We start from the raw sequence: 3,756 nt of genomic DNA, 5'->3' as shown, positions 1-3,756 counted from the left end.
GCCGTACCGGGCCGACGCGGAAACGGTCCGATTCAGGGGCGCGGAACCCCTAACGGCCGGGAAACGTTAACCTTCCCATGGCCTTCCGGACGCTTTGAAATCACCGTCCGGAAATACCTTTGCAATAAAGCAGGTGCATGCTGGAAAGGACTCCCGATCGAGTCGCCGTTGTGAGAGAGCAGGGTTGCCGTGAATCCATTGATCATTCTGACCGCAGTCACCGCCCGGCGCGATGGCGGCCGGCCCGGCGCGGCAATCCGGCCGATCCGGGCCGCCGACTTCGATGAGCTGTCCGCGATGTACCGGGATTCGTACGCCGACAGCCTGCCCCAGCCTGCGGACCGGACGTCCGGCTGGATCAACGCCCTGCTCGACGGAGCCGAGGGCCGGCACGTTCCGGAGGCTTCCGCGGTGGTGGCGGGCCCGGACGGACAGCTCGCGGCCGCCATCATCGTCACCGAGCCAGTTCCCGGCAGCGCGGGCGACTGGGATTCGGTGATCGCCGAACTGTTTACCCACCCCGAGCATCGCCGGCAGGGGTTGGCCGAGGAGCTGCTGGGGCACTGCCTGCACGTGCTGTACACCCTGGGCCGCTCCAGGGTGGCGGTCACAGTGGACAGCGGAAATTCAGCCGCCCTGGCGTTCTACCTGTCCCGCGATTTCCGCCGTGCGGCCGACGACTACGAAGACTGAGACCTGGCCGGCCCGGTCCTGCCGGTTCCCTTCCGCGCCGGACCGGGCCGGTGCTAGCTTGGGCGGATGGACGTCCTAGACTGGCTGCTCGACTCCGATCCCGCAATCCGCTGGCAGGTGTTGCGCGATCTGACGGACGCCCCCGCGCAGGTCGTGGCAGCCGAACGGGCGCAGGTCGCGGCCCGCGGCTGGGGCGCCCGTCTGCTTGCGTTGCAGGGCGGAGACGGGCAGTGGGACGGCGGCACGTACTACCCCTGGCCGTTCGATGAATCAGAGCGGGGCCAGCCCTGGACCGCGACTACCTACACGTTGCTGTTGCTCCGCGACTTCGGACTCGATCCCGGCAGCGGTGAGGCTCGCGCCGCCGTCGCGAGCGTCCGCGACCGCAGTCGCTGGGAAGAGGACGGCCAGCCCTTCTTCGAGGGCGAGGTAGAGCCCTGCGTCAACGGCATGGCTGTCGCCCTGGGCGCTTACTTCGGCGAGAACGTCGACGGCATCGTCACCCGGCTGCTCGCCGAACAGCTCGACGACGGCGGCTGGAACTGTGAGGCGGAACGCGGCTCGACGCGCTCCTCGTTCGACACCACGATCAATGTCCTCGAGGGGCTACTGGAGTACGGCCGTGCCCATGCCGATGTGCCCGGGCTGGCTGCGGCCCGGCAGCGCGGTGAGGAATACCTGCTCGAGCGGGGCCTGCTTCGGCGGAAAAGCAACGGAGAACTGATCGACCCGGCATGGCTGCGGTTCTCCTACCCGACCCGCTGGCACTACGACGTGCTGCGCGGCCTCGAGTACTTCCGGGCCGCCGGCAGCGTTCCGGACGCACGGCTCGGCGAGGCCCTTGACCTGGTGCGCTCGAAACGCCTGCCCGGCGGGACGTGGCTGCTGGAAAACAGCCATCCGGGACGGATCCACTTTCCACTGGACGAGGGAGACGGCCGCCCCGGCCGCTGGAACACCTTGCGGGCCCAGCGCGTGCTCAACTGGGCCGAAGGCGCCTGACTTGTTTGTAACTTCGATGGAAATATGGCTAGATTTGACTCAACGCATCGAGCATTCCGGGGGGAAGTATGAACAAGGCGCAGCGCCGCGCTCACATGGAACCGCCCTGCCCGGCCTGCGGCGCGCGGGTGGTCCCGACCTGGAAGGACGAACGTCCCCGGACGGAACGCCAGCCGGACTGGCAGGTAAGCGCCAGGCAGTGCAGCAGCCTGAGCTGCGAGCTCAACGACCCGCAGCAGTGGTGAAGGCTCGGCTGTCCGGCGACATGGCGCCGTCGTGACAGTCCGGAGCGCCGGTCTGCTGCTGTACCGCCGCGCGACAGCCTCGCCGCTGGAGCTGTGGATCGCCCACATGGGCGGCCCGTTCTGGGCCCGCAAGGATGCCGCGGCCTGGTCCATTCCGAAAGGCGAATTCACCGGCAACGAGGACCCGCTGGCAGCCGCGCACCGCGAGTTCGCGGAGGAAATCGGTACACCGGCGCCGCCCGCCGATTACTTCCCGCTGGGAAGCTTCCGGCAGGCCTCGGGCAAAGTCATCACGGTCTTCGCGGCAGAAGTCGAGTTCCAGCCGGAGCGGATTGTGAGCAACACCTTTCCGCTGGAATGGCCGCGGGGATCCGGCACTGTCCGCGAGTACCCCGAGATTGACGACGCCGCGTGGGTCCCCGAGGCCGAAGCCCGCACCAAGTTGGTGCGCGGCCAACTCCCAGTCCTGGACGCGCTCATCCGGCACGTGCGGGGCGACGGTGGAAATAAGTCCTTGTCACGAACGTGACAAGCAATATGCATGGATTGTCACACTACGCCCGATTAATGTAACGAACTGTCAGTTTCACAGGACTTCGGATCGGGAGCGACCATGCGCCATCTGATAGGACATCGACTGTCCGCCTTCACGGCGGCGCTGGCTCTAGGCGTGACAGGCGCCGCGGTGGCCGGTCCCGCGGCCGCCGACCCGCGCACACCACCGAGAAGACCCCGACGGCCAGCATGGCCGAGCCGGACTTCATCGCAGCCTACGGAAAGCAGCTCGCGCCGTTCGGCCATCAGTTGACGCCGTCCGGGGACGCGTTCACATCCGCAGCCGAGATCGGCGCCGCTACTGCCATCGAGTTCGGGCCGGGTGGGAAGATGATCGCCGCGGCCGAGCCGGTCCGGCGCGGCGGGGGCTCCGCAATGGTGCTGAACCGCTCGAGGTAGGCTCCGGCAAGACGGGCCGGCCGGGACCGCTAGTCCTGCGGCCGGCCCGCGTTCAGGCCTTTGACGTAGGCGGCCTGCCCCACGTGTTGCAGGCAATCGGCGAGGGTACTGACCAGCCGCACGCCGAGGCTGACGGGCGGGTCCCAGCGGGTGTCAACGATCCGGTCCAGGTCTTCGTCATCCAGGGTTTTCAGGAATCCAACCGTCTGCCGGTGGACGGCGTCGTAGTAGGCAAGCAGCAGCTCGGGCGCAGCCTGTACGGCGTCGACTTGGCCGGAGCTGTGGCCGTAGCCGGTGTCCCGCGGGGACAGCGGGAGGTCGAAACGGTCGGCGAAGCCCTGGGAACTCCAGACCTGCTCGAGGCCGGCGGCGGAGGCGAGCTGGACGTCCTCCACCCGGCCCAGGTGCCAGAGGAGCCAGGTGATCGAGTTTCCGTTGCCCGCCGGCCGCCGGGCCGCGGCCGCAGCGTCGACCCCCTCGAGCGTGGCGGCCACGGTCTGGCGGATCCGGCCAAAGGCGTCCAACAGCAGATCTTCGGTTTTCACTACAGGTTCCTCCCGTGCGTTGTCGCTACGCCCCATGCTTGCACGGGGACCCGCCGGCGAGCCAGAGGGAGTCCTGCAGCAGAACACGCAACGCGGGGTCACCCGGCGCCGGTCCGAGTCCTCGGACCGGCGCTGAATGACCCCGCGTTGGGCGGGAGGGCTGTCAGGCGGAGACCCGGTCAGCCTGCGCGGCGCGGACTGCCGGCACGCCGTCGCCGTCCTGGCCGTACAGCCAGTCGTTGTACTGGAAATCCCCGTCCTTGCGGCTCTTGAACAGCAGGTTGCGCAGCGTGCGGGCGAGGCCCGAAACGTGCCAG

5 protein-coding genes and 1 pseudogene are annotated in these 3,756 nt (G+C 68.4%); 5 read left to right on the top strand and 1 reads right to left on the bottom strand.

Annotated elements, in window-relative coordinates:
• Positions 1-189 precede the first annotated feature (189 nt).
• The 5 genes and pseudogenes from AB4Y86_RS14155 to AB4Y86_RS14135 form a co-directional block, all read left to right on the top strand.
• On the top strand, positions 190-693 hold the full coding sequence (locus AB4Y86_RS14155; protein WP_441402840.1) for a GNAT family N-acetyltransferase: 504 nt from the start codon (positions 190-192) through the stop codon (positions 691-693).
• A 66-nt stretch (positions 694-759) separates the two neighbouring features.
• Positions 760-1,695, top strand: a complete 936-nt coding sequence (locus tag AB4Y86_RS14150) for a hypothetical protein (RefSeq protein ID WP_441402839.1) — start codon at positions 760-762, stop codon at positions 1,693-1,695.
• A gap of 68 nt (positions 1,696-1,763) precedes the next feature.
• Entirely contained in the window at positions 1,764-1,940 is a 177-nt protein-coding gene (locus tag AB4Y86_RS14145; protein WP_441402838.1) for a DUF7340 domain-containing protein, read from the top strand.
• A 31-nt stretch (positions 1,941-1,971) separates the two neighbouring features.
• On the top strand, positions 1,972-2,469 hold the full coding sequence (locus AB4Y86_RS14140) for an NUDIX domain-containing protein (protein ID WP_441402837.1): 498 nt from the start codon (positions 1,972-1,974) through the stop codon (positions 2,467-2,469).
• A 218-nt stretch (positions 2,470-2,687) separates the two neighbouring features.
• Positions 2,688-2,894 (top strand): annotated as a pseudogene (locus AB4Y86_RS14135) (gamma-glutamyltransferase); the annotation flags it as partial.
• A gap of 29 nt (positions 2,895-2,923) precedes the next feature.
• On the opposite strand, the gene AB4Y86_RS14130 reads toward AB4Y86_RS14135, so the two are convergent.
• Positions 2,924-3,439 (bottom strand): mycothiol transferase, encoded by a 516-nt coding sequence (locus AB4Y86_RS14130; protein WP_441402836.1) that lies wholly within the window; start codon positions 3,437-3,439, stop codon positions 2,924-2,926.
• Positions 3,440-3,756 lie beyond the last annotated feature (317 nt).

It is taken from the genome of Arthrobacter sp. 2YAF22_2 (genome assembly GCF_052114645.1).
Classification (GTDB): Bacteria; Actinomycetota; Actinomycetes; order Actinomycetales; family Micrococcaceae; genus Arthrobacter.
This window is presented reverse-complemented; position numbering and strand designations above follow the sequence as displayed.